The organism is Nitrospirales bacterium, from assembly GCA_031315865.1.
GTDB lineage: Bacteria > Nitrospirota > Nitrospiria > Nitrospirales > UBA8639 > JAGQKC01.
This window is the reverse complement of the sequence record JALDRJ010000002.1, coordinates 2,923,568-2,949,639: the sequence shown is the minus strand read 5'-3', so window position 1 is coordinate 2,949,639 and position 26,072 is coordinate 2,923,568. Positions and strand designations below refer to the sequence as shown.

The 26,072-nt window shown below is 50.0% G+C and carries 21 protein-coding genes; 9 read left to right on the top strand and 12 right to left on the bottom strand.

The features are described from left to right. The first annotated feature begins 426 nt into the window (after window positions 1–426). The 3 genes from MRJ96_13420 (at window position 427) to MRJ96_13410 (ending at window position 2,664) form a co-directional block, all read left to right on the top strand. Window positions 427–609, top strand: coding sequence for a hypothetical protein (locus tag MRJ96_13420; protein ID MDR4502444.1), 183 nt, complete (start codon window positions 427–429; stop codon window positions 607–609). Beyond that, window positions 591–1,142 (top strand): hypothetical protein, encoded by a 552-nt coding sequence (locus tag MRJ96_13415; GenBank protein MDR4502443.1) that lies wholly within the window; start codon window positions 591–593, stop codon window positions 1,140–1,142. The genes MRJ96_13420 and MRJ96_13415 overlap by 19 nt, the downstream gene beginning before the upstream one ends. 322 nt (window positions 1,143–1,464) lie before the next feature. Next, window positions 1,465–2,664 carry a helix-turn-helix domain-containing protein gene (locus tag MRJ96_13410; GenBank protein MDR4502442.1) on the top strand — a complete coding sequence of 400 codons (1,200 nt, stop codon included), beginning with the start codon at window positions 1,465–1,467 and terminating at the stop codon, window positions 2,662–2,664. Between the two features lie 42 nt (window positions 2,665–2,706). Here MRJ96_13410 and MRJ96_13405 read toward each other — a convergent pair whose 3' ends face one another. The 9 genes from MRJ96_13405 to MRJ96_13365 all read right to left on the bottom strand — a co-directional run bounded on the left by MRJ96_13405 (window position 2,707) and on the right by MRJ96_13365 (window position 11,420). After that, window positions 2,707–3,417: a hypothetical protein gene (locus MRJ96_13405; protein ID MDR4502441.1), complete on the bottom strand. Its 711-nt coding sequence runs from the start codon at window positions 3,415–3,417 to the stop codon at window positions 2,707–2,709. Between the two features lie 179 nt (window positions 3,418–3,596). Continuing rightward, window positions 3,597–4,691, bottom strand: a complete 1,095-nt coding sequence (gene modC, locus MRJ96_13400; protein ID MDR4502440.1) for a molybdenum ABC transporter ATP-binding protein — start codon at window positions 4,689–4,691, stop codon at window positions 3,597–3,599. Continuing rightward, on the bottom strand, window positions 4,688–5,365 hold the full coding sequence (gene modB / locus MRJ96_13395; protein MDR4502439.1) for a molybdate ABC transporter permease subunit: 678 nt from the start codon (window positions 5,363–5,365) through the stop codon (window positions 4,688–4,690). The genes modC and modB overlap by 4 nt, the downstream gene beginning before the upstream one ends. Before the next feature lie 40 nt (window positions 5,366–5,405). Next, entirely contained in the window at window positions 5,406–6,200 is a 795-nt protein-coding gene (gene modA, locus MRJ96_13390; GenBank protein MDR4502438.1) for a molybdate ABC transporter substrate-binding protein, read from the bottom strand. Window positions 6,201–6,231: 31 nt separating this feature from the next. Further along, on the bottom strand, window positions 6,232–7,734 hold the full coding sequence (locus MRJ96_13385; GenBank protein MDR4502437.1) for an alginate export family protein: 1,503 nt from the start codon (window positions 7,732–7,734) through the stop codon (window positions 6,232–6,234). A 371-nt stretch (window positions 7,735–8,105) separates the two neighbouring features. After that, window positions 8,106–8,846 carry a TPM domain-containing protein gene (locus MRJ96_13380; GenBank protein ID MDR4502436.1) on the bottom strand — a complete coding sequence of 247 codons (741 nt, stop codon included), beginning with the start codon at window positions 8,844–8,846 and terminating at the stop codon, window positions 8,106–8,108. Continuing rightward, on the bottom strand, window positions 8,843–9,610 hold the full coding sequence (locus MRJ96_13375; GenBank protein ID MDR4502435.1) for a nucleotidyltransferase domain-containing protein: 768 nt from the start codon (window positions 9,608–9,610) through the stop codon (window positions 8,843–8,845). The genes MRJ96_13380 and MRJ96_13375 overlap by 4 nt, the downstream gene beginning before the upstream one ends. Window positions 9,611–9,656: 46 nt before the next feature. Then, the gene (locus tag MRJ96_13370) at window positions 9,657–10,922 is read right to left on the bottom strand and encodes an FAD-dependent monooxygenase (protein ID MDR4502434.1); all 1,266 of its coding nucleotides are present in this window, start codon (window positions 10,920–10,922) and stop codon (window positions 9,657–9,659) included. 120 nt (window positions 10,923–11,042) lie between these two features. Continuing rightward, window positions 11,043–11,420 (bottom strand): hypothetical protein, encoded by a 378-nt coding sequence (locus MRJ96_13365; GenBank protein ID MDR4502433.1) that lies wholly within the window; start codon window positions 11,418–11,420, stop codon window positions 11,043–11,045. A 278-nt stretch (window positions 11,421–11,698) separates the two neighbouring features. Between MRJ96_13365 and MRJ96_13360 the strand changes: the two genes are divergently transcribed. From MRJ96_13360 to MRJ96_13350, 3 genes are all read left to right on the top strand, one after another. Continuing rightward, on the top strand, window positions 11,699–12,328 hold the full coding sequence (locus tag MRJ96_13360; GenBank protein ID MDR4502432.1) for a hypothetical protein: 630 nt from the start codon (window positions 11,699–11,701) through the stop codon (window positions 12,326–12,328). A gap of 320 nt (window positions 12,329–12,648) precedes the next feature. Continuing rightward, window positions 12,649–13,650 (top strand): response regulator, encoded by a 1,002-nt coding sequence (locus MRJ96_13355; protein MDR4502431.1) that lies wholly within the window; start codon window positions 12,649–12,651, stop codon window positions 13,648–13,650. Window positions 13,651–13,709: 59 nt separating this feature from the next. Then, window positions 13,710–16,172 (top strand): PAS domain S-box protein, encoded by a 2,463-nt coding sequence (locus tag MRJ96_13350; protein MDR4502430.1) that lies wholly within the window; start codon window positions 13,710–13,712, stop codon window positions 16,170–16,172. Between the two features lie 75 nt (window positions 16,173–16,247). On the opposite strand, the gene mtnA is transcribed toward MRJ96_13350, so the two are convergent. Together mtnA and MRJ96_13340 are read right to left on the bottom strand one after the other, a co-directional pair. Continuing rightward, complete coding sequence (gene mtnA, locus MRJ96_13345; GenBank protein MDR4502429.1) at window positions 16,248–17,276, bottom strand: S-methyl-5-thioribose-1-phosphate isomerase; 1,029 nt, start codon at window positions 17,274–17,276, stop codon at window positions 16,248–16,250. Between the two features lie 102 nt (window positions 17,277–17,378). Continuing rightward, entirely contained in the window at window positions 17,379–20,714 is a 3,336-nt protein-coding gene (locus tag MRJ96_13340) for an AsmA-like C-terminal domain-containing protein (GenBank protein MDR4502428.1), read from the bottom strand. Between the two features lie 380 nt (window positions 20,715–21,094). Between MRJ96_13340 and MRJ96_13335 the strand changes: the two genes are divergently transcribed. From MRJ96_13335 to MRJ96_13325, 3 genes are all read left to right on the top strand, one after another. Beyond that, window positions 21,095–21,814 (top strand): hypothetical protein, encoded by a 720-nt coding sequence (locus MRJ96_13335; GenBank protein MDR4502427.1) that lies wholly within the window; start codon window positions 21,095–21,097, stop codon window positions 21,812–21,814. Continuing rightward, on the top strand, window positions 21,814–22,236 hold the full coding sequence (locus tag MRJ96_13330) for a secondary thiamine-phosphate synthase enzyme YjbQ (GenBank protein MDR4502426.1): 423 nt from the start codon (window positions 21,814–21,816) through the stop codon (window positions 22,234–22,236). Before MRJ96_13335 ends, MRJ96_13330 begins: the two co-directional genes overlap by 1 nt. A gap of 76 nt (window positions 22,237–22,312) precedes the next feature. After that, window positions 22,313–23,422: a trypsin-like peptidase domain-containing protein gene (locus tag MRJ96_13325; GenBank protein ID MDR4502425.1), complete on the top strand. Its 1,110-nt coding sequence runs from the start codon at window positions 22,313–22,315 to the stop codon at window positions 23,420–23,422. Window positions 23,423–23,460: 38 nt separating this feature from the next. Here the strand turns inward: MRJ96_13325 and clpB are convergent, their stop codons facing one another. Further along, window positions 23,461–26,058: an ATP-dependent chaperone ClpB gene (gene clpB, locus MRJ96_13320; GenBank protein MDR4502424.1), complete on the bottom strand. Its 2,598-nt coding sequence runs from the start codon at window positions 26,056–26,058 to the stop codon at window positions 23,461–23,463. Between the last annotated feature and the right edge of the window lie 14 nt (window positions 26,059–26,072).

The following is a 26,072-nucleotide window of genomic DNA, read 5'->3' as shown; positions in this document are numbered from 1 at the left end:
TCATTACAAAATACCGACATTGAGATCTAATGACTTGCGAACCCGATAAACTCGTCTTTCGTATTCACGCTGTGAAATGGATGTTTTAACGAAAAACTTCCGAAGAAGGAAGTACTGGAAATAATAGAGAATTGCGAGGTTATCGAATCATACCCAGATGATACTCCCTAGCCAAGTCGACTCGCGTTAGGATGGCACCGATCTCGTCCTATTCATCTCGATTCGGCAGAAAATCAAGCTGACTCAGCTACAACCACTCAACGGCTTCGCCTTTGAACGTTTCCGAATATCATCTCTACACAAGCATGACATTCACCTGCCCGTTCTGGCCCTTGTTAAATGTGTTCTCCAAATCAGGGGAGGACCACCTCTTTGTGAGCACGACGCCATCTTTCCAATCCAACGACACACAGGTACAATGCGGCTATGTCCACAGAGCATTCCTCTCAAGCTCCCTCAGGCCGCCGCCCTAGCCACCTTGGGGAACGTCTGACTCAAGAAAAACTGTCGAACGCTCAGCGTCTCCCAGCTGAAGCCCGGTTGCTCCTGGCTCTTGAACTCTCGGATGCCTGTCTTGAGTTACAGCGCACGTGTTCCAAGAAGCTCTAACATTTATAGCTCGTCGTCTGGATGAGGCCAAAGCCCAAGGACTTGTGGAGCAGTATGCCCTGATTGGAGGGTTCGCCGTCTCTGCCTGGGGAATTCCCCGTGCCACTCATGATGTCGACTTCGCCGTAGCGTTAGGGACAGCGAGCCCAACCGCCCTTTCTCTCTACCTCAATGCGGAGTTTCACATTGGTGATTCTGACGATCCACTCCGGGGGGTCTATCACCTGGGATACGCCACAAAAGGCCTCACGATTCCCATTCAGTTGATCCTATTACCGACTGAATGGACTCGAATCATTGTTGCCAACGTCGTCGAATTATCCATCCTCGACAACACCGTTCCCGTTATATCCTGGCAAGTCTTGACGCTTTTAAAACTGTATGCCGGCGGGCCACAAGATCTTCTTGATGCACAACAGATTATTCGCGCTCGTCAACCAAGCCAGGAAGATCTGGACACCATTGCCCTGTTTGCCGCTCGAGTAAAATTGTCACACATTTGGCAGAGCTTCACTGAGCGGATTTCACCATGATGGGATTTTTTATTTTTTCAATACCTTCACCTGATCCATCCCGTTTGCTCGACGTTCGTCCTGGAGCATTTATCATCGGATCTGGAATCTCACCATACGTTCTTCAAGATACTAATCCGCTGACCTATGACAGGTCAGTTCCTTAACTCACATGACCTCAGCCAGGTTCCAGCAGACACGATGATCGCTCGCACGATCAACCCACTGACACTGAAGAAGCCACCGCCGACCAACAAACACGGATCGTCGCATGCGTGATTGATCCAAGGTATGGTTGTCATATAATTGCTCAGCGGATTAGTAGTTGGGTAGCATGGAAGAGATGACAAAAAAACGATCAGAGCAGAAGCCTTCTAAAACCAAATCGATCCTTCCTGCAGAAGAGCCTATCAGGAATAACGTTCGATCTATGCGAAAAGCCATGGGGATGACGCAAGCGGAATTGGCCTGCAAAGTGAGGCTCACCCGTCAGGCCATGTATGCAATCGAGAGTAATCAATATCTCCCAAGCACGGCCATTTCCCTACGACTGGCCCGAATACTGGAATGCAAAGTAGAAGATCTGTTTTGTCTTTCGCCTATGGATGAAACCATTGAAGCGGAATTATTGGGAGCAGCTCCCGATCATGACCAACCTCTGCGCGTCAAAATCTCCCAGGTAGGCCATCGCGTAATCGCCAGACCCATATCCCAACTCGGAGATTTGCTGAATTTCGTCATGCCCGCCGATGGAATCGTCACTAGCCCTCTTCACAAAAAACATAGTCGTAAGCCGCCTACAGTTCAGGTCAATCTTCTTCATGCCCGGAAAGAAATCCAACACCAGATCGTGATTGCCGGATGCGACCCATCTTTGTTTTTAGCCGGTGAGCATATTCGGCATCAACACGCCTTGGCTGGCGTCACCAATTGGACGATGGGTAGTACGCACGCTCTGAACGCACTCTTACAGGGAGAAGTACATATGGCGGGAGTGCACCTGGTGGATTCACGAACCGGGGAAAGTAATATTCCATACCTCAAGCAACATGTACGGGGAAAAGATTTTCTCGGTATCCGATTTGCTTCGTGGGTACAAGGTCTTTTCCTGCGGCGAGGAAATCCCAAGCATATCCGCAGTGGGGAGGATTTATCCAAACGCGGCATCCATCTCGTCAACCGGGAAGTCGGATCGGGTGCGAGATTCTTGCTCGACTCGCTTCTCAAGAAATCCGGAGTACTGAGTCAATGCGTGAAAGGCTACGAAAAGGAAGCGGCCTCACATCTGGAGGTCGCCCATCTCATTCGCGATGGCGTGGCTGATGTTGGTGTCGGCGTGGAATCCGTGGCCCGATATGTCGGGCTCGACTTTATCCCGTTACGCGAGGAACAGTACGATCTGATCCTGAGAAAAGATATTCTGGCGTCACACCCCATGATCGATCGATTGTTCGATGCGATGGTCAGCCGGCCGTTTCGACAAGAGCTACAAGCTATCGGTGGGTATGATCTCTCTGAAATCGGCAAATCCCTCAAGTGGTAACCGCATGATCAAAAAGACCACTAACTACTTATCCTTAGCTGGTCAATTCAAGCTAAAGTCGGTACCAAACATTTGGGTTTTAAAAAGACGATACTGCACGGCATCTAATGCCAAATATGGGTAATGAGTTTTGTAACTGCTCACGTAGGCTTCAAAGTCCTTCTTATCTTCTAGGTAGAAACGCCAGAGCATCGGTTGATTTGCACAATCAAGTCCAAAGTGACCGATGTATACGACTTCGCCCGGTCTAATTTCGAAAGTACCACCTTTGGGAACATCAGAATCAAATAATTCACGTCGAGATGCCTTTAAATAACCCACATTAACAATGGATTTGGCAACTTTCACATTCACGTGGCTGATTGCATATGTGCCCGGGTCTAAGAGGAACGCATAATTGATAAAACCTGATATATCAGCTGTGCCATTAATTACAAATTCCGGGGGGTTGTCCTTCCCCTGAGGCTCTACTAAACGATCAAAGCCAATACTTCGCAGTTCAGCGTTTTCAAACCCTCCACATCCCCACACTCGACTCCAACTAGCTGCAAGTAATACAACGCCTTTTGTAGAAGCATATCGGGTGTATTGATTTTCTCTTATCGATTCTGACGAGTTATAATCGTGCTTGACCAAGAGAGATGCGCACGCATTAAGCAAAAACGCAATCGTCATTACTATAAAAAATTTAATATTTATAGTTCTCATGCTTATAGGGTTCGATTGCATACGGTTTGCCGAAGTATTACTCACCCTCTCATTTAGTCTATCTTGCTTTTAACTAAAATCAAGAACCGAATAATTTTTTGAACGGTTTTTCAGTGAAGTGAACATTCACTGGTGAGGCAAACTAGAAACTATTTAACTAGTTTCTAGAAAAAACTGCGGCACAGACGAAACTCATGAATACGCTAATTACAGACTGCAGGCTACTAACTACGGTCTTGGCTGAAGGCGACCGCTTTGATCTGCGCATAGACCCGTTGTCCAGGTTTTAGGTTGAGGATAGTCAATGATTTTCGGGTAATCGTCGCAAGGAGGGGCCAGCCAATGTCTAATTTAATATCGACAAATGGATGCTGAGGATCCAACGTACCGACATCGAGCACCGTCGCTTCAAGAATATTCAGCACGCTACTTTGAAATGCCGGAGGACTGGTGACGATACTCACATCCCGTGAAAGAATCTGAACTCGCACCCCTTGCCCTATGGGTTGATCTTGCCGAGGAACATAGAGGTGGCGACCGCCAAACGTAAGTTTCGTCAATCCGAATTCCGTATCATGACTGTCAACCTTGGCATCGATCACCGCGCCAATGTGACTTTCTTCCAGGAAACTTCTCGAATCGAGCTGCGAAAACACCTCACGCAAAGGGCCAATGCCCGCCACTCGCCCATCTTTCAACATCACAAGAGTCGTAGCCAACTGCAACACCTCTTGAAGAGAATGGGTCACATAGATGATCGGAATATGGAGTTCCGCATCGAGCCGATGGATGAACGGCAAGATTTCCCGCTTACGTCGTACGTCGAGCGAACTCAGTGGTTCGTCCATTAACAGGAGTTCCGGACTCGTGAGTAAAGCTCGCCCGATCGCCACACGCTGTTGCTCTCCACCCGAGAGTCCATGCGGTCTCCGATCCAGAAGAGCCTGCAAGTCCAGAAGAGCGATAATCTTCTCGAACGAAATATTCTGTTTTTCTTTTTCTGTCCGCTTAAGACCATACGCCAGATTGGAGCGAACACTCAGGTGCGGGAACAATCGAGGTTCCTGAAAGACATAGCCAAGAGGACGTTTCGAAATGGGGAGGAAAACTCCCTCGGCTTCATCCTGCCATGTGGCACGGCCAACACGAAGCACGCCGTTTGGAGATCGCTCAAGACCCGCCAGACAACGCAAAAACGTGGTCTTTCCACATCCGGATGGACCAAACACCACGGTCACCCCTCGTAAAGGAAGGGTTACGTCGATCACAAACTGGAAATCGGGATACTGCACATCGAACTGAGCCGCGAGTGTATTCATGAGACATGAATCGGAAGGCGCCGGTTGACCGTGTAGACGATCAAGAGGATCAGAAAGCTAAAGATCAGCAGAAAGCCGGAAAGAAAGTGGGCTTGGGAATATTCCAGCACTTCGACATGATCGTAAATGGCGATGGAGAGCACTTTCGTCACACCGGGGATATTGCCACCGACCATGAGAACGACTCCGAACTCACCGAGGGTATGAGCGAATCCCAGCACGATCGCGGTTAAGTACCCTCGAATGGCCATAGGGGATGCGACGGTTAGAAACGCATCGAACTTGGAAGCACCTAATGCCCAAGCCGCCTCCAAAGGCTTTTTCCCAACCGCTTCAAATGCCCCATGCAAGGGCTGCACGACAAAAGGAAGCGAATAGAATGCCGAAGCAATCACCAATCCTGTAAACGTAAAGGAGAGGGCTGAGCCAGTAAGATCCTTCCACGTCCCCCCAATTGGCCCATTTGGTCCGAGCGCGACCAAGAGATAGAAGCCCAGTACAGTAGGAGGGAGCACGATCGGCAGGGCCACCACGGCTTCGATCAACGTCCTCGCTCGGGAGCGCGTAAAGGCTAACCACCAAGCCAAGGGCGTGCCGACGATCAGCAACACCACGACCGTCACCGCCGCCAATTGCATGGTTAACCATAACGGCCCCCAATCCATTTCAGGCATATTTATCGCTCTCTCATTTCACCGAATAGGCCAGTTGGATTTATCGTTCTGCCTGTTGTCTTTCTCTTATTCCATAGCCAGAACGTTCAATGATCTTCTGAGCCTTGTCGTCCTTAACATAATCGAAAAAATCCTTCGCGGCTTTGTTGTGTTGGCCTTTAACCAGAAGAACAGCCTGCTGTTCGAGCGGGGGATACAACTCCATGGGCACATCCCAACGGCTTCCTACCCCAATGATCTTTCGATCCAACACTTGTGACAACGCCACAAACCCGAGTTGAGCATTCCCGGAATAGACAAACTGGAAGGTCTGTCCAATATTCTCGCCCTGAACGATCCGACGCTGTATCTTCTGCCACAATCCCAGCTTTTCAAGAACATGTTGCGCAGCGGTCCCATAGGGAGCTGTCTTGGGGTTGGCAATAGCCAGATACTCAAAACCACCCATGGACAATATGGCGTCTCCCTGCCCTCGAACCAGTTCAGAGTCAGCGCTCCACAGCGTGAGGCGTCCCACAGCATAGGTCAATCGACTTCCCAAAACAGCGAGCCCTTCTTCCTCCAATAACTTTGGACGTTGGACATCAGCTGAAAAAAACACATCAAATGGCGCTCCGTGTTTGATCTGCGCGTAGAGTTTTCCACTTGATCCCGAACTGACCACGGTTGCGTGTCCGCTTTCCTGCTCAAAATGACTCGCAATTTCCTGCATCGTCGATAAAAAGTTCGATGCCACGGCAATCTTCACTTCAGCGGCATCACCTACCCCAACCAACAGTGACAAATAGACGGCAACCCCAATGATAAAATTTTTGATGCTTCTCACCTGACTCACGTATCCACCTACTCCGTTTCGATAGGGCTGACTACATCCTGAATTTCGTCAGAATATAAAAATAATCCGTATCTTTTCTACCGCCGGGCGGTAAGCCCGCGCTTGCCGGCAAACGCTTGAAATAGCTGCCCTTGAACCAATGATCATACCCCGCATCGAATTCGATATTCTCATTCATCTTCCACTGTGCCCGTAATTCAATGTCATGCCCAAGATTGTTTCCTGATCCACCTGTCGCATCGCGTAATCCACTCGCGCCAAACGCTCCACGAGAAGTGGCAAGATACCAGAACCGTTGTTTCACCTGCAGAGTCCAGTCCTTGGACGGTTTCACGATCACTCGCCAGCCAGGAGAGCTGATATTCGTCCGGAAAAACGGCCCGAAATTGCCCGTGGGCATATATTCAAAACGCCGGGACCCGAATAGCGTATCGAACGTAGAGTTTTGGCTGTCATTGGCATTTCGATCACCACTGGCGTAATCGTAATGAAACAGGAGTTGCGGCGATCCCGGAACATCGAATGTATACCCTAGGTTTATATGTTGAAAATGCGCAAAGTGATCGATATTGCCGGCTTTTCCTGTCTGCACGACACTTTCTACTTCATAGTCGATATGACGTGGTTGAGGGTCTTTAAAGAATCGTAACCCAAAGGTGGAGAACGTTCTCTGCACATTCACGGTTGCACGACGTTGATCATTTAAGCCAAAGTAATACGCATTCAGGCGCAACCACGGCAGATGGTTCGTTTCACCATAGACCCCCCAAAACACACTACGTTTTGATTGTTCATCAAGTTGGACTTGATCCCGTAACACCGGTTCTACGAGAAAGGCACGAACACGCCACGTGGTTCCCTGGGCCAGTTGCCAATGAATGCCATCAAATGCGTTCGTGGTATTTCGAAAATCGTTTCGCGCGATCAAACGACGACGGCCAAAATCCATCGTAAGCCGCCCGACATGGAGGTCGGTACGAAGTCCCAGTCCCATGACATTTCGGATGCTGGCCGTCACGAAAACTTGCAAAATGTCCCATTCATTCTTCGTCGCCGTGGAAACAAAGTCACCAGGGTCCGTCAGATAGACCCGCGAATCCTGCCCCTCAAAGAGAAATTTGAATACGTTTCCGTTCAGACCCAATCGCAGACGAGAGCGTTGCTGCACCTGAGGGTCGGTCCGTCCCAATACTTGACTCGTTCGCCAGGGGTGGTCATAGACCTCAAAGCGCGTTCGATGCTCTAGGCCAATATCTACCCACTGCGGTAAATTGAACGCCTCCTTCACATATCGCTTCCATCGCCACTCTTTCTCACGGATCAGCACAGCATCAGCGGCAGTTTCCAACACAGAACTCGAGGAAGACAGCAATTTCTTGCCCTCCTCCTTGATCTCGTCATTTGACGCATTCGATTCGATTAATTTGTGTTCAGACGTCTCACCCGCAGCCCAAGACCGGGGAGGGCTGAAATTCACGAAAATGAATAACGCGACGCTCCCCAATATCCAGGCGTTAAAGGCGTTGTGTCTCACAAGACTCTTTCATGGCATCCCTAAACATTCAAAATCCACAGACCCAGAATAGTAATTTATTCATGTCTTTAAGTCAATTTTAAATTACTTATCGCTTTTCCCTACTGCTCGTTCAGCTAGACGCCCTTCATACAATCCCAAGAAACTGAAGCCAGCCCATAGGGCAAGTCGGCGTTTGTGGCCAACCCGGCATACGCGAAGCCAACTGCGATAGACATACCAGGGAATAGGCAAGAAGACGGGAATGGATCGATCTATGATGTGGAGATGTAACTGCGAAGACGCTGATTTAGACTGATCGTCGTACGACGACGACTCACTGTGGCATGAAAATTCTGACTTTCAAGGTAGAATGCGGCCTTTTATTCCTTTCATTCTTCCATTCGCCCGCCAAATCCCCCAAAATTCGAACCGAATCCGCCCTGGCCGGTGCTCCAATATTCTCCTCGTCGCCAGCGTTGAAACGGATGACGACGCTCAGGACGGGTGAATCTCCAGAGTATGTACAACATTACCATCGCCACAGAAAGATTCATCCAGAACCCAGCGCGCGAAGACTTTTTTTCTGCCGGCTCGAGAAATTGCACCTCTCCAGCCGAAGCCGCCAGCCGCACAATGGCTTGATAGAATAATGAACCCAGGTCTTGCTCTCGAAACATTGGGATAAAGTATTGCGTCGAAAGCTCATCGAGCTGCTGGCGGGAAATGACGGACAATAAGCTCCGCCCGAGTACAACGACGGCCTGTCGATCCTCCATCGATGCCAGGATGAGGATACCTCTCTCCTGCTGAGCCGTGCCAATTCTCCATCCCTTGTATAATGCAGAGGCATAGTCCTGAACGTTCATTCCCTCGATATCCACTGACGCGAGAGTGACAACGATCATTTCCACTCCAGTCCGTTGTTCGAGCTCTTTGCAAACCGCGCGAATTTGTTTGGACCAATGCGGAGAGAGGACTTCGGCATAGTCGCTGACATATCCCAGTGGCGTAGGAAGATTGAGCTTGACCTGCGGCCTCGGATATTGCGCATGCACGACAGACATCATGCCAACGCTCACCCACAAACCAACGAGTCCGACGATGTAAAACAGCCTGATAAACCCATTCATGAGTTGGATAGCCGTTGCTGGTTTTCACGAACGCAGGTGATGATTTCTTCTAAGCCGCGCACATACTCTTGAAACAAACCAGGCCAGGCCAATCGGCCCGGACTCCTTAAGCCTTGCTTTGCCTCCAGCACTTCCAAGAATACTGGATTCTCGACCTGTAGCGTGTGAGGGAGGTTGCGTAAGAAAGCCTCGGACGTCCCCCCCGACGCTTGCCCAAAGACCCGGCACAGCCCGCGAAGACACGGCAACAACGCCGTCAAGGAAAGCGGCAACAAAGCCCGAATCGCTTCCGAATTGCCAAACCCTTCGATAAAACGCTGCCTGACTCGAAAAAGATTCCCGTGTAATTCCTGAAGACATTGCAACAGGAGATAGTGATCATTGACATGCAACGTCTCTAGCGGATCTCTTCCCTCGAGCAAAAGATGGTTATCCTTGATCTCAAAATATTCTAACGGGAAATATTCGACAGACTGACAAAGCTCCTGTTCCGTCAATACTAACGGCGGCACCACTCCTTGACGCTGCCATTTTTCGGTCAGATGCCCGCAATGCTGAAGAAGCTCTAAGGTGGGCTCGTTCACGACCAACAAGAGATTGATATTGGAATGCCCTTCAACATACTCCCCCCTGACAAGGCTCCCATAGAGAATGACTCCTTCAATATGCGCTTCCAGTTTTGGGCGCAATTGTTTGAGATATTTGCGTAGTGTCTGTTGCGCCGATTCAGGGATTGGAGGTGAGGATGCCTGAAGACTAGACATGCGAAAAAGTTTTTAACACCTTATCTTTATGATGACAGCCCGACACTTATTTTTGCCCAAATGCCTGACGCGCCTGGGAATCGGGAATGATGCCTGCGGCCTTTATCCGATCAAAAAATGAGAAGGGCGGCGATTCGCGTAACCCAGCAGTGGCACTGAGCACTTGGTATTTTAAGCGTGGGTTATTATCGATGGTCATGAACACTCGATCGCGAAGATAGGACAAGACCGGATTGCCCGTGTTCCAGAAGAAGACCTCTTCATCGGCCAAACGTTGCAACATCGTCACTTGAGGCCGACGGCGGCGTTCAAATTCTCGTACGCGCGAGACAGACCAATCATCCTTTTCCGCACAGGTCTGGATCACTTCACTGAGTATATCAGCATCCACCATGGCCTGCATGCGTCCTTGAGAAGCATGGGGATTCATTCCATGCGCCGCATCACCGATTAACACGGCCCCTTCGGCGACCCACGTCTTTGCCTTGACCCGCCCAGTTCCCATGTAGGCGGTTTGGCTCCAGTCTGTTAACGTCTCGAAGGTTTTTCCCAACTCGGGATAAATGTTCGTCCAACATTCGGATAATGCGCGTGTCCCCTCTTTCTTCATGTCTGCGAGCGCTCCGGAAGGTATCATGTAGAAGACATACATTTTATTGCCTGCGGCAGGAAATATTCCCAGGATAGTTTTTTTTCCGACAAAATATTGCGATTCTCCAAGTGACTCATGTCCGTCGAGCATCGCGACAAGATAACTTTCCTGGTATCGATGAAGCCGAGTGGGAATACCCAATGCGTCGCGAACCATAGAAAAGGGACCATCGGCACCAACGACCAATTTCGCTCCTATGCGGACCGTCTTCCCGTCTAATTCAGCTTCCACACCACAGATACAGGTTCCTTCACGCAACAAACGCTTTACCTTTACGCCATACTGTAAAGTTTTTGGACTTTCCTTCTCCAAATTTGCTAAGACCGTTTGTTGAACACTATTCGGCCACATCACTAACGCTCTATTGTAGGGTTGAGGCAGCGTTCCATAATCCACCGTGCATAATCGCTCACCTCCAACCCGTCTAAAATGAAAGTATCGCACTGGACGAATCGCATGGGAAGGCAGCTGCGCCAACAAACCCATTTCATCTAGAATTCGCTGGCCATTAGGCTGCAGGATCTCTCCCCGCAACCCCTGCGGGGGGCCTGAACTCTGCTCCAGGACTGTTGCGCTGATATGTTTTCTCGCCAATTTAGTGGCAAGAATAGCTCCGCCCCCACCAGCTCCGACGATAACCACATCTTTTTGGAGATCCATCGAAACGACCTCTTTCACTCAAGAATCGGACGTGACTTCAAGCCAGAGCATAGACATTGCCCAGGTATTTAGGTATGAAAAGAGAATACACCCAAGGTCATTGCAGGAAAAAGCAGAAATTCACTCGGCTTGAAAAATATTATGAAAATGCTCCTCCGCATCTTCCCATGCCCGGGGATAGGCCTTTTTCAACCACTCCCGAAGGTAGCACTTTTGATCTGCGGTTAACATTTTCTTAATTTGATGAGAGCGCCCTTGAAGTGGCTGCAGAAACCCCACTTGCTTGACAGGGTCCAACGTCGCCGTGCGGACGTACACATTGGTAAAGACGGTAGGAGTCGTCTCTTCGCCATCTCCCTGCAACCAAACAGAAATGTATTTTTCCAACTGAAGTCCCGAACTATCTAATGCCGGGTCTGTTTCATGAAAAAGTTCATTTTCTGTCTGCGCGATAGGAATGGACTCTTCGGCACGAAAGAGTATGTTATGCTTCCACATGTTCGATGACCTTTCTTAGAACAGACGAACGAAGGCCATACTGTCAGGCACTTCTTAAAAAAGTCAAGATACTCATCATGGAAAACGACATGACCACACAGAGACCGCTTATCTCGAATCACTAGACTGCGATCTCGCCGCCCAACAAATAAAGTCTAGAAATAAGCAGGCATTTGCATTACTCTAGTACCACAACGTCTTCATACAAAACATCGTGTGACAGTAGACAATTCACTCGTGCGTTAAAACTTCATCTTGTGAAAGAGGAGGCAGGTCACGTGAGATTTCACAAAGTCCTTATGTTCGCCATTATTACCTGTACCATCGCCGGATGCCAGGGAACTGGTCAGATGGTAAATTTCGACCCTACGGCTATGCCCACCCGCACCAAGGTCGCGGAACCCTACCATGATGACACCCTTCGTATTGCCGTCTCCCCATTCGAAGACCTTCGTAAAAATCAAGCAAACATCGGGAAACGGACACACTTTTGGGGTGGCACCACTCAATTTAATGCCTGGGATGGCCATGTCGGAGAAGGAATGGCCGATCTTGCCGTTTCCTACCTTCAACAAAGACAGTGGCAAGCTGCACGAGAAACAGGCGAGAATTTGTCTGACGTGATTCTGTCAGGGCAGGTGCTCAAGCTGGAATCTCAGGCCAAAAGCGGGTTTGGCTTTACAGACATCCAAGTTGGCATGCAAGTACGATTCGAAGCCAAAAACATGAGCGATGGCAGCACCGTCCGGACCATATTAGGCTCCAACGGATCTGACACGGTTGTCTTTTTCGACCCCGATGACGTGAAAACCCTGATGGATGAAGTAGCCAAGGAATTATTCGATCAACTCTTTCGCGATTTGACGGTCAGAGATCGAGCCTTTCATTTGAGATCAAACACTCAATAGGGTTATCCTAAAACATTCGCTCCGATCGGCTTGGAGACGTGCCAATTCGGTCGGGGTACCATACATTCAGACAGAGTCAGCAGGCTAACGAATCCATGGAGGAGCGAGCCCACGAGCTATTTTTAGAAACTATCACAGCACAGCCTCCTTGAGCATGGCGTGAAACATTTTATTTGTGGAATTTTTACCCTCTATGATCTCATGCTCAAGCCATTTCATAACATCGTATGTCCATGTAAATTCATTGTCATGATTCCTTCGTCTTCATGCTTTTGTCTTCCGGCAGTACCTATGACATCTATTGACATTGGAGACTTACGATGGACGGCACTACAAGTTCTACCGCTTCCAGTCAGCCCTCAATCCTGATCGTCGAAGATGAAGAAGGACCGCGAGAGTCGATCAAGATGGTCCTCTCTCCCTACTTCAACCTGATCACTGTCGACTCGGCAGAAGTCGCGCTTCAGGTGTTGAAGCGTCAAGCCATAGACTTAGTCACACTCGACTTAAAACTCCCCGGACAGCAAGGAATCGATCTCTTACAAAAAATCCGTCAAGAGGGCAAAGAATTAGATGTGATCATCATCACAGGATATGGCACCTTACAATCTGCTATGGAAGCCATACGGCAGGGCGTTGCGGCCTATATCCTGAAACCATTCAATGTCGCGGAACTGCTCGCCGTCGTCGATCAGACGTTTGAACGCCGGCGACGCATGACATCCCTTCAAGGTGCACTCGAAGCCTTCGGAAACTTATGGAGCGGCGGCAGCAGCCTCACGACCGCCGTTGAAAATATTAAAACACTCCTTGAGGCCAAAAGCCCGGAACTCGCTCGACATTGCGACCGCGTCAATTTTTACTCGTCGTTGCTCGCGGAACATCTGCAGGTATCTGTCGAAGAGAAAGAATACATTCAGGTCGGCGCTTACATACACGATATCGGCAAGTTCGGCATTCACAATCGTTTGATCTCTGGGGACCTCCCGCAATCAGAACAAGACCACGAAGTGATCAAATGTCATCCGGTGATTGGCGAAAAAATGATTCAAGCGCTTCCCTTCCCCAAGCCAATATCCGACATCGTGCATTCTCATCATGAGCGGTGGGATGGAACCGGCTACCCTGACGAGTTAACCGGTGAAGCCATTCCCTACCTGGCAAGAATAGTAGGACTGGCAAATATATTCGATCACCTGGTCGTTGGCCAGAATAATCGAGGACCTTTGGCTGTCCCGGAGGCCCGCGAACATATTAGACGAGAGGCAGGTAAAAGCATCGATCCCACTCTTGCCAATCTTTTCGCGAAAGTGGTGTGGTAATGATGATCTGACAGGAAATTATCTATTCTATTCCATCCGTCGAATACCGTGCAGATAGGATGAAAGACATCCGAAACCCAAAAAATATTCCAGAGACGGAGCCGTCCGCCATATCCGAGACAGAAGAGATGGTCGAAGCATTACGTCAGAAGCCGAGAGACTTTCTGCAACGACGCAACTCCGGGGAAGAATGGGAGCAGGCATTCAACGCCCTCACCGATCAGATTATCATCCTCGATCGTACGGGAATCATCCTCTGGGCGAACAAAGCCGTATCAGACTATTTCGAATCCACCCATTCCAGTCTCATTGGCCTTGATTATCGCATTCCCTATTATGGCACGATTCACCTTCAAGATCCCCCTCCTTGGGAAACGGTCTTAGCAGGAGCGCTTTCGGCCGTGATGGAGACATGGTTACCATGTCTGAAAGGCTGGTTTTTAGTCTCATGTTATCCGCTCTGTGATCGTCAGGGGGAACAATGGGGTGTCATCTCAGTCGTCAAGGATATCACCCAGCAGAAACGAGTCGAAGAAGCTCTTCGTGATATCGCTCAAGGCGCACCGGCAGCCGGCAGTGTGGCCTTCTTTCGATCGCTCGTAAAAGACCTCTCCAACGCACTCAATCTTGAATATGCCATCCTAGCTGAATTTCCAGGCTCCGATAAAACCCAGGCGCAAACAGTCGCCACGTGGGCCCAAGGCTCATTCGCGGAAAATTTTTCCTGGAATCTGACCCCAGCCTTCAGACAGCGTGTGTTGTCGCCTCGGCATCCCAACTGGACCAACACCGCCCTCCAAGAGTTCCCTGATGACCCGCTCCTCTCACAATGGCAAATTTCAAGCTTTATCGGAAGCCCACTCGTCGGAGCCTCGGGACAAACCATCGGACTTGTCGCCGCGATGGGCAAGACCGCGTTGAGTAATATTCAGGTAGCTCAGTCGATTATTCGTTTATTTGCCGTTCGCGCCGCAAGCGAGTTAGAACGCAAACGCGCTGAAGAAGCGCTACGTGACAGCGAGGAGCGATACCGCGCGATTGTCGAAAACTCCTATGACCTCATTTTTGAGACGACACCATCCGGACAATGTCTCTACTTGAGTCCCAATTGCAGCAACGCGTTGGGCTATCAGGTCAATGAACTTTTAGAAAAAAACTTTTTTGATTTCGTTCATCCAGACGAACGAGAAGAACTGGCCCTGGAATTTGAACGGAGGGTGAATGGGTTCGAATCAGGGGAAATGGTCTGTCGACTGCATCATCATACCGATGAATGGCGGTGGTTTGAAAGTCATACACGCCCCTTTCGGACCACGACTGGAACGATTCTTGTATTAATCGACGCACGTGACATCACTGAACGCAAACGCGCAGAAGAAGAACGATTGCACGCGACGAAACTTGAGTCAGTTGGCGTCCTGGCAGGAGGTATCGCGCATGATTTCAATAATATTTTGACATCGGTCTTCGCGAATGTCGGGCTTTCGAAAATGCTTGCCTCCAAACAGAAGGCTCCAGCAGACGGCAGCATCGTTGAACGGCTGACCGCAGCCGAAAAAGCCTGCTTACGAGCACGGGATTTGACAAAGCAACTCTTGACCTTCGCCAAAGGTGGGGCGCCAATCAAAAATATCGCATCGATCTCGAACTTCATCATGGATACGGTAGAATTTGCCTTGCGTGGCTCGAATGTCCGCTGCGAAGTGAATTTACCCGGGAATCTTTGGGCAGTGGAAGTCGATGAAGGACAGATGAGTCAAGTCATCCAAAACCTCATCATCAATGCCGATCAAGCCATGCCCGACGGCGGAGTCATCACGGTCAAAGCCGAAAACACGGAAATCGAGCAGACGACGAACCTTCCCATCAACGATGGACGCTATGTGGTCGTGACGATTACCGATCAGGGTATCGGCATTGCGCCTGAATATGTCAGCAAGATCTTTGACCCCTATTTCACGACCAAACCAAAGGGCAGCGGGCTTGGCCTGGCGACGACCTATTCCATCATGAAACGTCATGACGGGCACATTACGGTCAGCTCGCAGCTCGGAGGTGGCACCACATTTCAACTCTACATTCCAGCGGCTAAAACGGAAGAACGTGAGGTCCTGGAAGAGGATGAAGCCTTGATTGAGGGGACGGGAAGAATCTTAATCATGGATGACGAAGTTGAGATCCGGGATATACTCGGCAAAATGCTCGAACATCTTGGATACGAAGTCACGTATACGAGCGAAGGAACGGAGGCCGTCACAGCATATCGTCAAGCCTTGCAACAGGAGAAGCCTTTTCACCTTGCCATCATTGACTTAACCATTCCGGGAGGAATGGGCGGTAAAGAAACGGTACGCCATTTACAACAACTCGACTCGCAGGTTTTAGCAGTCGTATCGAGTGGCTATTGCAACGATCCCGTGCTAGCGAATCCGGAACAATTTGGCTTCAAAGGCGTGATCACCAAACCCTACAATCTGTCAGACCTCTCCAAGACTCTCAGCAAAATACTCATGGAGTGCTGACGGGGGATCGTCTTTCTTACGATGCTCGTCATCTCCTTAGGATCATCGAAGATCGAAAGACAATCAGCCCTTGTCTCACGATTGAAGCGTAGAGAGTTTGGAAGGCGACACAACTCCGCGTTCCGTAATAATTCCGGTAATGAGCTCAGCTGGAGTAATATCAAAAGCCGGGTTTAAAACCTCAACCGCCGCAGGGGCGATCTGTCGGTCGCTATACAACGTGGTCACTTCTGACGAATCCCGTTGCTCGATTGGGATCTGCTCCCCCGAAAGAGTGTCCATATCAATCGTTGAAGTCGGCGCGGCGACATAAAACGGAAGTCCGTGGGTTTTTGCCAATACCGCCACAGTATACGTTCCGATCTTATTCGCAACATCTCCGTTGGCCGCAATGCGGTCGGCACCGACAAGACACACATGAATTTTTCCTTGTCGCATCAATGCCCCTGCCGCATTGTCGGTGATTAACGTCGTAGGAATCCCGTCTTGCAAAAGTTCCCAGGTCGTCAACCGTGCCCCTTGCAACACCGGGCGCGTCTCATCAGCAAAGACATGAATATGCTTTTTGGTCCTCCATGCCGACCGAATGACTCCTAATGCGGTTCCATAGCCGGCAGTCGCAAGCGCACCGGCATTACAATGCGTTAAGATGGTCTGTCCATCCTCGATTAATGCGGCCCCGTACTCGCCAATCGCCTGGTTCCGAGCGATATCTTCCCGGCAAATCGCCTGCGCTTCATCGATCAAGTCTTGTTTCAACTGATCTGGCGACAAGCCGGATGCCCGTAATAGCACGTTCTTCATTCGCTCAATAGCCCAGAATAAATTCACGGCCGTAGGACGGGCGCCGCTCATCTGCGTACACATCACGTCAAACTCCCGTCGAAAATCATCGAGCGATGCGGTGCAGATCTGTTTGGCTCCCAAGGCCAGCCCCATCGCTGCCGTGACGCCAATCGCTGGAGCGCCACGCACCCTGAGCTCTCGAATAGCCTGTATAACAGATTGATAATCACAACATTGCAGCACGACGATTTTCCCAGGCAAAAGACTCTGATCCAGGATATTCACGGAATCCTCTCCCCATTCAACCGTCGGAATCATCACGTACTCCTTTTGTAAAAAACTATTAAGAACGGCATCTACGAAAAAAATCTTCCAGGTAAGATATCATCGTGGCAGAGGATCCATGGCATTTAAGGGTATTTACCTTTTCTTGGACGTTTCACTGTCCTCCTCTTTGCTGTCAGATTTCAGGAGATCGAGGGGTAAGGTAATCGTATTCTTTAACACATCGAAAGCCAGTTGTGATAAGCCAGACAAGCCTGTAGCGAATGACTCCATGGGCATATACTGAATGTCCGGAGAAGCCAAGGGGCCACGTACATCAAACATCGCTGTGGCAATTCCTTTTCGATCCCCGGCCAGAATTCGGCCGAAGAGAGGAATGCTTTTGAGGAAGTCGGAATAGCGGCCAAATGGGCTGATCGCGGTCACTCCATCTAATTGATCCGTGACCAAATTATAGGAACCAACTGCCGTCATCTGCATGATCGGACTCTCGACGATCATATTCTTCGTCTCAATCACGCCATTCGCAACCTGGAGAGTGGCTGTCGATTTCCTGAAAGGAAATCCTTCTTTTTTCAAATCAATTTGGTCACGTAAGATCGTCGGGATGTTCAGGAGCTCTAAGATTCGAGGCAGGACTGTGCCTTTGTTCACATAGCCATCTTTAATCACCATGTCGACATGGCCATTTAAGGTGGACAGGACTCCTCGGGCATCTCGGCCATGCCCCTGTATCATGCCTCGCATCGAGAGATTACCGGTTACAATATGATCATGCGATCCTATAGACTGCTGAATCGGCTCTAATGGCACCCCTTTGACATGAAAAGACGAACGGACCGCCGCAGGACGTTCTTGTGGAAGATGCACGAACACACGTCCCACGATTGGCTTCCCATAGGCTCGACCACGAATTCGATCGAGTGTCAACAAGCCATCTCGAATCCTTAGAATACTTGAAAGGTTCTGCCCCTCCAAATGCCGGTACATGGGATGATCAACTCGAATATTGCCCATGACCGTCGCTGTTCCTGCCAAGTAGGCCAACCAGTCCTGAAGGTCAGTGCCATTGTTTTTTGGGATCAATACGTCGAAATTAAAGTTTGTGGACTCAAGCACGATATCGATTTCCGGCTTACCTCGCCAATTTTTGATCGTGCTCGTGAGATGGATATCACTGTCCTGCATCTTCCACTGCAATCGTTTTACTTCCGCGAACGTTGGACTGACCTTGAGGCGCAACAACACGTCTGAGAGCGGTACCGATAAATTAGGAACATCCACTCGGCCTTCGGTTAATGCGATCCATCCCCGCGGTTTCCAGTCAGTCCATGTATATCCCTTCCCCTGTATTTCTAATGACACCTCTAAAATTCCCGCTTTGAAGATTTGTTTTCCGACAACGACGTGAGCTGGCAACAAACCGACATTAATCGGCCCGGTATTGAGACGAGCGTGAAATTCAAATTGTGGCGTGGTCCTCACTCGGGCGCGGACGGACAAACGAAAAGGAAGAATGGCCAGTTCCGCTTGCTGAATCGCCAAAATTCCATGTTGCCGCACCGCGACATCCATTCGGAACACACCGCGAACCCCTCGTGGTTTCGTCAACAAGCCAGGCAAAACCATTGATGACTCAGAGAGATCAAATTCTCCCTTGAATCTTGGGAGGTCCGTGGTTCCTGACACGCTCCCATGGAATGCCACATCTCCCAAGATTTTCACTTGCTGCAAATATGCGAGGTGAGAAAACATTTCGGATAGACGTGGATCGTGAACGGTTGCATCGATCGCGAATCGATCAAACGTCAGGCCATGCAGTGTGTGGATCGTGCCATGCAATCGAAACCGGCTGCCGGCCGCGTGACCATGAACTTCCTCCAATTTAACCTCCGTTGGAGTAAACGACAAGCGTCCTCGATCAAAGGTTATGAGATCTTTGAATAGGTCGAAATGGAATGCGAGGTTATCGACCATATACTCACCAGCCTTCAAGGTCACCCCTTCAACACTTCCTAACAGACCGGCAAATTGCAGGTGGAGACCGCCCATGCCTTCAACAGCTTTTACACGACTCAAGAAGGTACGAGTTGATGGCGACTGTGAAAGGTTTGCCATCAAATGGACCACCTGTTCTCCTGATATTTGCCCGTGAATATCTGCCTCAAACCATGGCCCCGAGTCCTTAAAAAGAATCACTCCATTGCCCGACTCAACCGGCAAAGATTCGTACATTCCATGAAAACGCCGCAAACGGATTCGGTCCGGTTCTACAACAATTTCACCGCTGACATTCTCAAGATTTGGCGTGCCGCCTTTGGATTTCCAGGAACTTTCGTGTAGCTGGAAGGTCCCCGCGACAGAGACCCCGACGTCTGGACGGGTTGAACCGGCTACGGTCGCTTGCACAACTTCAACCTGTCCCTCTATCTCCCCTTCCGTCCATACCGGACGAAAATTTCTAGGGATCGCCTCTGAAGGGATTAACGACCGAATAGCCCCTAAAGAAATCGGTGTCGATTGAAAGCTTGCATACGTCGTGAGATCGTCAGTCAACAATCCAGAAATGTTGGCATTTCCAGTCAATAAACCAACCTGCCCGCTCACGCGGAGGTCGGACACATTCAATTCATACCCGACCCGACCGGGCATCAACGTCATATGCCCTTCAATGTCGGTTACTCCCAATTGCGACGCCTCTTCAGATTGAACGGAAAAAAAGTCAGCAATCTGAAGGACATCCAAATTCCTCACCTTGAGCATTCCATCGACGTTGACGGCTTGATGAACATCAGCGAGCCGGAACAAAGGCTCCGATGATTCTGCGGACATCACATTCACAGTCCCCTCCCATAAAAATCTTGCTGTTTTGGATGACTGTGGAATCAGCCCCGAGACTTCAAGCGTTGGCACCGCCTCTTGGGATCCCGTGTTTATAAAGGACAGATCGACATCCTGAAGCACGATTCCACGGGCTTCTTCACGTGGAGATTCGTCGATAAAGACAATGCGCCCATCCGCAACCATCACTTTTTCGATGAGGGATAAACCGATGAACAACGAATCACCTGACGTCGTTTGGCCAGCCTGAAACATCCACCATGTCCCGTCACGTCCACGCTTCACCTCTAACTCCGGCTCTTCGATGGAGAGTTCCTTGACTGAAAATTCTCGACGGAGCAAGGAGAAGATTTTCAAATCTAAACTTATGCGCTTCGCCCGGAAAAAAGCATGCGTATCCGGACGTTCTTTCACCGTGACATCGGCCACGTCGATATGAGGATAAGGCCACAGCGACAGATGGGTCCGCCCCACATGAATATGCGGTCCCAACGTACGCTGCATGTACTCTAGCGCCATGGTTTGGAAATAGACTGGGTTCAAAAAAAATGGGCCGGCTAACACGACAGCGATCAAACATCCCACTATTGTGAGAACAATCAGCAACATGTACCGCAAGCGACGTTTCACGATTTCTCCAGACGGAACTCGGAAAAGGTACGCCAAGTAGTGAGATGGGCGCTCAGGATTACCTGAAACAATCGACCACCTCCTCTGTGATCACAAGATCACTCATCACCTCGTTCGACAACTTGACATCAGTCGTGATCGTCGATATTCTGAATTCCATTCTCACCCATACGCATAGTCTCATGTCCAATCACGGATCGGCGGAACCTTCAAGCGATCAGTCAAAGAAATCGCTACCCCATCAATCTTTTCCACGTTTGACACAACGTACCAGAAACACTCTGCTGAGTCTTTATGACTATCCTCACCCACTGAAACCAGGCAGAATCATTCGTGGATATGATAAATCACATTCACGGCGAACAACCAAGATGTGCGTCATGGTCGCTGAACGCCTGAAACATCCGTCTGAACGAATCACGCAGTATGAAATTGCCTGTCTCCTCCATGATTTAGGACGAGCAGGATTGGATCAACGTTTATTCGGAAAAATATGGTCATGGGCGAAAACCCATGGCATTCCCACACGACCACGAGAATGGCGAAAAAAATACCCTCAAACACCCTACGGCAAGGAAACTGAAGCGTTTCTTGAACAATACGGAAAAGAGCTGAAAGATCAAGGCATACCACTCGATAGTTGGACAAAAGCTCAAGTAGAAATGCGTCTGGGATTTGCCAGGCGCTTAAGAAAAAGAATACGCGAGATTACGCCCCATCTACAATCCATGGGAATCACCTGGCTCCCTTGGATGGAACAAATCATGTTGTACTATTATTACCCGGAAGAACTCAAACACGCATCACGCTGGGTTCGGCAATTGGCCGGAATCTTAGTGGCATGTGAGCAGTTGGAAGCTTTTAGTAATCAACGTCGGGGACGCGATTACTATTCCCGCTCGCGAGAAAGTCTCCCTCAAGCGTTTCAATACCTTGAACAACTTCGATCAGATAAGATGATCAGCCGGACGATTTTCATCTCCATTGTTCGCATGATGAACTGTTCATCGTTTACCAAGCTTTTGATTCAGGCACGCGGGGCAGCCTTCACGACCCGAGAACAGCGATTCCTTCGTTCGCTGCAAAAAGACTTCGCATAATGCCGGTTCTGACCGAATTTCTCCAGTATCGCATGACGGGCAATAACCACATCGAAAACCTTACCCACACCATTCAACACTACCTCAACACCTCAGGCTTGCAGGCTGGACTCCTGACAGCTTTCGTCAAACATACGACAGCCGCCCTCATGATCATCGAAGATGAACCCGGCATTCGTCAGGACACCCATGAATTTTGGAACGAACTGATTCCCGCTCGATCTTCTTGGTCTCATAATGCGTTGAATCCCGGCGAAGATAATGGTCACAGTCACCTACGTGGCCAACTACAAAGCCCATCGATCTCGATTCCGTTCCATGACCGTACATTGACGCTTGGCAGGTGGCAGCACATCGTCTTGATCGATTTCGACACGCGCCCACGAACACGAGATGTGGTCCTACAGGTCATTGGTGAATGACTGAGGGCGTGAAATATCCATCGGTCGAACGAAGGCGATATTCCGCCCGTTGTTTGCGATAAAGGCATTGCGGCTATTGACACGAAGTACAATCCTTCTCATCACATGGGCGCTCTTCGGACAATGGTTCCTTCCCACACACACTCTGTCATTTTCAAGTGAACAACCTTCCACCCTGCTGGAAACTGTCAATCGTTCCGCTCCCCCCTCTCCCTCGCTCAGTCAAGAAGAACTCGCCACGATCGCCGTCTTTGAAAAAGCCCGACGTTCAGTCGTCTATATTACGAACACCGCCATTCGGCGAGATTTTTGGTCCTTGAATACGTTTGAAGTGCCGCAAGGTTCGGGGTCAGGGTTTATTTGGGACACGCAAGGTCACATCGTGACGAACTTTCACGTCATCTACAAAGCCGACACGATACAAGTGGTCCTAGATGATCAATCCTCACATGAAGCCAAGGTAATTGGGGCCGATCCCGATCATGATTTAGCGGTTCTTCAAATTTATCGGCGGAAAAAATCTTTTATTCCTCTGACTGTGGGCAATGCGCAAACATTACGAGTCGGACAACGCGTCCTGGCTATTGGCAATCCGTTCGGACTCGATCATACTTTGACGACGGGAGTGGTGAGTGCCCTCGGTCGAACTATTCGCTCAGTGAATGAGCGGACGATCGAAGGAGCCATTCAGACGGATGCTGCTATTAATCCAGGGAACTCTGGAGGCCCGTTGCTTGATAGTGCCGGTCGTTTAATAGGCGTGAATACACAGATTATCAGCCCCAGTGGAGCATTCGCAGGTATCGGGTTTGCTGTACCGGTCAACATCGTCAACCGCATTGTCCCGCAATTAATACAGTTCGGAAAAGTCATCCGCCCAGGCCTTGGCATTTCCCTCATTCCCGACTCTATTGCCGAACGTTGGGGGGTCGAAGGACTTGTCATTGCCCGTGTCGAACCTGGTGGGCCCGCGAGTCGAGCAGGCCTTCGCAGCGCCAGAGAAATACGGGGAGGACGAATTCGACTCGGGGACGTGATCACCAAAGTAGACGGCCAACGAGTCAAGACGTTCGATGACCTCGCCACGATCCTAGACCGACACAAAGTCGGAGACCGCATTTCCATCCAGATCCGTCGCCAGGGGAAAGAACACAGTCTTTCACTCAGACTGCAAGCGGTTGAATAGTCCTCCTGACGCGCACCTGATTGCCGATTTGACGTTTCTCAGGCCTTGGGCTCTTTCGTAGAAAAGTGCAATGCGCCATCCCGAAGGTCTACATGTACAACATCACCATCCCGCACCTCTCCTTTTACGATTAATCGTGACAGTGGTGTTTCAATGTCATGCTGAATGAGTCGTTTTAGGGGTCGAGCGCCATATACCGGGTCATATCCACGTGAGGCCAACTCATCGACAACCTCGGGCGTCACCATCAGCGTGATCCGACGATCGAGCAATCGTTGCCGCAATCGATCTAATTGGATATTGACGATGTCGCCTAAGTGAGCCGTGCTTAATGGATGAAAGACCACGATCTCATCGACTCGGTTGAGAAATTCAGGTCGAAAATGTTGTTTGGCTTCTTCCATGACGAGCGCATGAAGCTGGTCATACGTGAGTCCTCGCTCCTGTCCCTCCAAGATCTTTTGACTCCCTAAATTGGACGTCATGATCAACACCGTATTCTTAAAATCGACCGTTCGCCCTTGTGAGTCTGTCAACCGGCCATCGTCTAGCACCTGCAACAAAATGTTGAAGACATCATGATGAGCTTTTTCAATTTCGTCGAAGAGAATTACGGAGAATGGATGACGCCGGACGGCCTCTGTCAGCTGTCCTCCTTCCTCATACCCCACATATCCTGGAGGCGCACCGATGAGTCGCGCCGTCGTATGCTTCTCCATGTATTCTGACATGTCTATGCGAATCATATTGGACTCATCATCGAACAAGATGCCCGCGAGCGCTCGAGCCAGCTCGGTCTTTCCTACGCCGGTCGGCCCAAGAAATAAAAACGAGCCGATCGGTCTATTCGGATCTTTGATACCCGATCGTGCACGCAGCACGGCATCGGCCACTGCCTGCACGCCTTCATCCTGACCAATAACCCGTTGATGCAACAATTCCCCAAGCCGTAATAATTTCTCCACTTCTCCCTGAAGCAGGCGATTGACAGGAATGCCTGTCCAACGGCTCACGACTTCGGCAATGTCTCCTTCATCCACCTCTTCATTCAACAAGCGTTTATCTCCCTGCTTCTGGCCAAGCTGTTCACTTTCAGCTTGCAATTCTTGTTCGATGCGCGGAAGCGTGCCGTATCGCAACTCGGCCACGCGATTCAGATCATAATCCCGCTCGGCACGTTCAATCTCTCGCTTCACATCATCCATCTGCTGTCGCAGGGTTTGAAGCTTTTCAACGGATGCCTTTTCTGAATCCCATTGCGTTTTAAGACCTTCGAGAGCTTGCTGTTTTTCCGCAAGCTCCTCATTCAGGTGTTCCAGTCTGGCTTGACTGCCAGCATCAGTTTCTTTCTTCAGCGCTTCACGCTCGATTTCCAGTTGAAGAACCTTTCGCGAAAGTTCATCCATTTCAGCCGGCATGCTGTCGATTTCCGTACGGAGATGGGCTGCGGCTTCATCAACCAGATCAATGGCCTTGTCCGGCAGAAAGCGATCGCCAATATACCGATGCGAGAGCTTAGCGGCCGCCACCAGAGCGGCATCTTTAATTCGGACACCATGATGAACCTCGTAACGCTCATTCAAACCTCGAAGGATGGAAATGGTATCTTCAACAGATGGCTGATCGACCAGGACCGTCTGAAACCGTCGCTCGAGTGCGGCATCCTTCTCGATGTGCTTACGGTACTCGTCCAAGGTCGTGGCTCCGATCAAATGCAATTCGCCTCTGGCCAGCATCGGCTTCAACAAATTGGCCGCATCCATCGATCCTTCCGCCGCTCCAGCCCCGACCACCGTATGCAGTTCATCGATAAAGAGCAAAATTTGACCATGTGCGGCCTGTATCTCTTTCAAAACGGCTTTGAGTCGTTCCTCGAACTCCCCTCTAAATTTCGCACCCGCGACCAATGCGCCCATATCTAACACGATCACCCGTTTGTGCTTTAATCCTTCAGGCACATCGCCTTTGACGATACGTTGCGCCAAGCCCTCAACGATTGCCGTCTTTCCTACGCCGGGCTCTCCGATCAACACCGGGTTATTCTTGGTCCTTCGTGAAAGAATTTGAATCACCCGACGAATTTCCTCATCCCGTCCGATGACCGGATCTAATTTACCCTGCCCTGCCAGTTTGGTCAGATCTCGCCCGTACTTTTCGAGAGCCTGGTAGGTGCCTTCGGGGTCTTGACTCGTCACACGTTGATTCCCGCGAACATGCTGCAATCCGGAGAGTAACTTGTCACGCTTCAGCCCTAACGAGGGAAATATCCCACCCTCATCCACCATCGCGAGAAGGACGTGTTCCACACTCAAAAATTCATCTTGCAACCCCTTCATCTCATCCTCAGCACGGGTCAGGACCTGAGCAACTCTGGGAGTGAGGTGAATTTGCCCTGGCCCACCGGAACTTCCTTGAACCTGTGGAATCTTCTTGAGGGCCATCTCGGCTGCCTGTTGAACGGCAACAGGGGATACTCCGGCTTGCTCTAAAATAGGTTTGGCCAATCCCCCGTCTTGTTCGAGCAATGCCAACAGCACATGTTCGACATCCACACCTTGATGATTGCGACGCAAGGCTATACCTGAGGCCGCCTGCAAGGCTTCCTGCAACTTCAGCGTCATCTTATTCATATCCATAGCAGAACTCCTTT